The sequence below is a fragment of the Peribacillus sp. P4_C12 genome (assembly GCF_056402095.1).
The window spans coordinates 1-3,796 of record NZ_JBFUIB010000371.1; the positions used below are offsets into that span (position 1 = coordinate 1).

3 protein-coding genes and 1 pseudogene are annotated in these 3,796 nt (G+C 36.2%); all 4 read right to left on the minus strand.

The window, feature by feature from the left end:
- On the minus strand, positions 1–1,178 hold a 1,178-nt coding region (locus AC1DUW_RS23145; protein WP_477643559.1), incomplete at its 3' end, for a Ger(x)C family spore germination protein.
- A gap of 375 nt (positions 1,179–1,553) precedes the next feature.
- Positions 1,554–2,552, minus strand: a complete 999-nt coding sequence (locus AC1DUW_RS23150; protein WP_477643560.1) for a GerAB/ArcD/ProY family transporter — start codon at positions 2,550–2,552, stop codon at positions 1,554–1,556.
- A 394-nt stretch (positions 2,553–2,946) separates the two neighbouring features.
- Positions 2,947–3,207 (minus strand): annotated as a pseudogene (locus AC1DUW_RS23155) (recombinase family protein); the annotation flags it as partial.
- A gap of 496 nt (positions 3,208–3,703) precedes the next feature.
- Complete coding sequence (locus tag AC1DUW_RS23160) at positions 3,704–3,790, minus strand: IS3 family transposase (protein WP_477642703.1); 87 nt, start codon at positions 3,788–3,790, stop codon at positions 3,704–3,706.
- Between the last annotated feature and the right edge of the window lie 6 nt (positions 3,791–3,796).

The window sequence follows — 3,796 nt, forward strand, 5'->3', positions numbered from 1 at the left end:
GTACCTACGTTTCGGATTTTTCCTTGTACCTTTATATTCACATGCACGTGCTCAAAATTTTTATCCCAATCTTTTTTGAGTTTTTTCCAGGCTTCAGGATCAGCTCGATGAATCGCCTCACCAAATCCAAAAATGTCTACTTTATCATTTTCCTGTACCTGTTTTATTGAATTTATGAAAAGTTTCTTCGATTCTTTTTCAAAAATTCCCTCTAATTTTTCTATCGTTTTTGTTTTTGTTAAATCGATAGGACATTCTACTTCACCTAAATTACCTTCCACACGAATATTTAGATCTATCTCAGGTTTTCCATTCTTTATCTTACCCTTCATTTCCGTGTTTGAGCTTTTCACTTCATACACAGCTTTTCCGCCTTTAGGGCACGTTATATTCACAACTGTACTTTTCTCCTTGTTTGTAATGACGTTATACGTTCCGCTTTGTTTCTCATTTAGCCAGCCAACTAATTTATCATCATTAAATACTGCTAATTCTTGTAACTTCAAACGAGCAGGGGGATCAATCATTTCTACATTCTGTTTGCTTAAAGAAGTTTCTTCATCACCTTTTATATCTGTTTGGATTCCTGTTAACACCGGCTGTTTTCCTTCACTTACTATATCCGCAATCAGATCGTCTAGCTGAACGAAACTTGTCGCTGCCCATGCAGTGTCTGAAACTTTCAGGGCCTCAAATATCTGATTTGCAGGTATTTTTTCTAAAGACGTGGGCACCTTCAGGATTTCTGCTGCTCTCATTCCCTTAGCTACGACAATATAAAAATCGGATCGGAGTTCCCAGTCCCTTGAGATAATATCTAACGGTTTCCCAATTCCTTTTTTTGCTAATGACTCACCAATCACGAGGGCTCGAAGATGTGAGGGATATATTTTTCTAGGGGATTCCTTTGTCATTTTTCGGATAGCCTCAAATATAGTTTCCCCTTTCGCCTGATAGATGATTGTCGGTGATCCACCGGAACCTCCACCGCCTTTTCCCGTAGCTAATTCTCCGGGATTTACCACTTGGGCGGTTACWAGATATTGACCATCCTTTGTACGATCTAGCCCTATGGCCAKCGTAATAGCCAGTTCATTTAATTCACGACGGTTCCAGCAACCMGTAGTGAWTAACAGGAATACGATTAGYATGATAAAYATGGTRWAGCTCCGTTTCATAGACGAGACTCCTTTCACTCTATTTATATATAGGGGTTGAGACGGGATACGTTTAAAGGGTCATAGCGATACAATATTTACTAATTTTTGTTTAATCAGATTTTCCCCAGAAACGACCATTGGAGGGGATTTTCCTATTGTTCGAATTTGATTGTTAGAATGAATGCTTTTAGTCCATAAGCCCTTCCTATCCAAAATCCTCTAAAAAAATGAAAGACGTTAATGATCTATACTCTGAAAATCGGGAGTAATCAATGGAATGTTTTTATTTTTGATGTATTTTTTTTCGGATTGCATTGACTGCTAATAAGAGTAATGGAAGAACAAGTCCGTACGTTGAAACGTATAGCGGCCAAATTTCTTTATCAAATGTGCCTACACATAGACAATATTAGGATTTGCAATCAAGGAAAACGAAATCAAGATCATCCCTAAAGGTAGCGTAAGTGGCCGATAATCTTTCATATTCAATGTTTGTGCAAGACCGATAACGGACGCGTAAAAGTAAATAGCCGATTTAAAATAAATCGTGATAATCCACATGAGAGCCATTATTGCTTCAATCCTTTGAAGAAAATCACCAACGTTTATTTTTCTGGCCACAGCATAACTTGGATATGTTTGTCTGGCACTACTATCTGCGCCTAAAACAAGAATAGTTAAAGCGATAATGATGAGTAAACAGATTCCGCCGATTAGTATTCCAATAAAAAAGTTTTTTTCAGCTGCTTTTGGTTGATTCACTGAAACAGGAAAAATCATTAATAAAACAATCAATGGTAAAGAAAARATACTTGTAAAAATAAAAACAGCATGAATCATCGGTTTTATTCCTGTTTCAAATACGGGTTGTATATTTTCAAACTTAAATTGAACAGGAGGTAAAAATATTGAGGCAACTAGAACTAKGAATAAAAAAACAAAGATAGGAAATAACAATTCTGCAGAACGAGCCAACGGTTCAAGACCAAGGCGAATTCCCATAATTAAGATGCATGTGAAAAGAATATGGATCGCTTCAATTGGTGTATCAGGCATAATCTCCGTAGTTAAGAAATTTCCAACAAAAAACAATAGTGTTGCAGTGGAGTAAAGTGAAAAGAAAATAAACGTAAGAGAAACTGCCTTACCTAACCATTTGCCGAGAAGTGTTTCATTGATTTCAACGAGTGTCATAGTGGGGAACATCCTGCCTATAGCGATATATAAAGCCACTAGCAATAAACCTATGCCTRTACCGATTACAGYTGCAATCCAAGCATCTTGTTTTACCTCTTGAGCCAGACTTTTAGGAATCACTAAGATGGTCGTACCTATAGAAAATAAAATAACTAATATTGCAAATTGCCGAGCACTAATTTTGAAATTTTCCACTATATCCCGACTTCCCATCGCTGGTTATATTCCTATTGTTACCTTTGTATTGTTAGAATAAACTCTTGCTTTATAGAAAGCTTTGATATAACAACGCTTTCAAAGATACGAAAGAAAAGGAACAAAAAGACAATGTAGACGTGAATACAGCATGATTAAAAAGAAGCAAGTTAAAACTTGCTTCTCAGATTGTAGAGAAAGTATATTTTTCTCTACAATCTTTTTTTATTTCTGGTTCATCATCCCGTTCGGGATGATCTGTTTTTGAAAAAAAGACTCCCATCCACCTATCTAATCCTAGATAGATGGGTGGCAATCTTCTTGATGTTTTGGCAGGCTGCCGTGAGTAACACTTGTTCATTCACTTTCAACCTTCCCCGCAACCGGCAATAGCGAAGCCCACACCACGCTCATTTAAGCTATTCACAATTTGAATTAAATCCTGCATATTACGTCCTAATCGATCCAATCGCCAAACAACAATCGTATCGCCTTCACGTGCATACTGAAGTGCTTCCTCTAAACCTGGACGCTGTCTTTTTGCCCCACTCATTTTATCGTGAAAAATTTTGGCACAGCCATACTGCGTAAGAGCGTCCATCTGTAAATCTAAATTTTGTAATCCCGTCGACACACGTGCATATCCAATTAACACTCAAATCACTCTTTCTTATTTTTCCTTTATATTTATTGTAACATAAGATAAAAATAGACCGGTTATTGAACATAGAATAATGAACAGAGTTTTGTTACGAGAAAGGCAATAAAAAACGTCCTTTTCAAATCGAACAGTGGTGTGTTCAGAAAAGGACGAGTTTTGGAACAAATAATAACTTATTTATGGAATGTTTGCTTTTTTACTTTTGTTCAGCAATCGGGCCATTTTGTGGAATAAAACTTTATAAGGAAATTAGATATTTTGTTAAAGTATGGAGAAGATTGTGAAGAATTGTACGTAATCTAACGTGAGCAGTTTAGTTTGAAGAATGATATGTATATCTTAGGGACGAGTAGTACCTACTAAAGCATTAACAACTCCTGAATGTGTAAAAAGATTTTTACAGTTAAGAAAAACAGTTTATGTAGAAATCTAAAAGAAGGCTACTTAACTGGAGTGACCCCTGTCAAATAGACAGAAATAAAAAAGACAATTAAGCAGCCTGAGTTCTATATTGATATGGACTCAGGTTGTTTAATTTTTTCTGGAAGCGATGATGGTTATAGAATCGAATATACATACTTAC

Coding starts and splice junctions, on each gene's coding strand:
- AC1DUW_RS23160 (WP_477642703.1), bottom strand. CDS start 3,790: ATGTATATTCGATTCTATAACCATCATCGCTTCCAGAAAAAATTAAAC.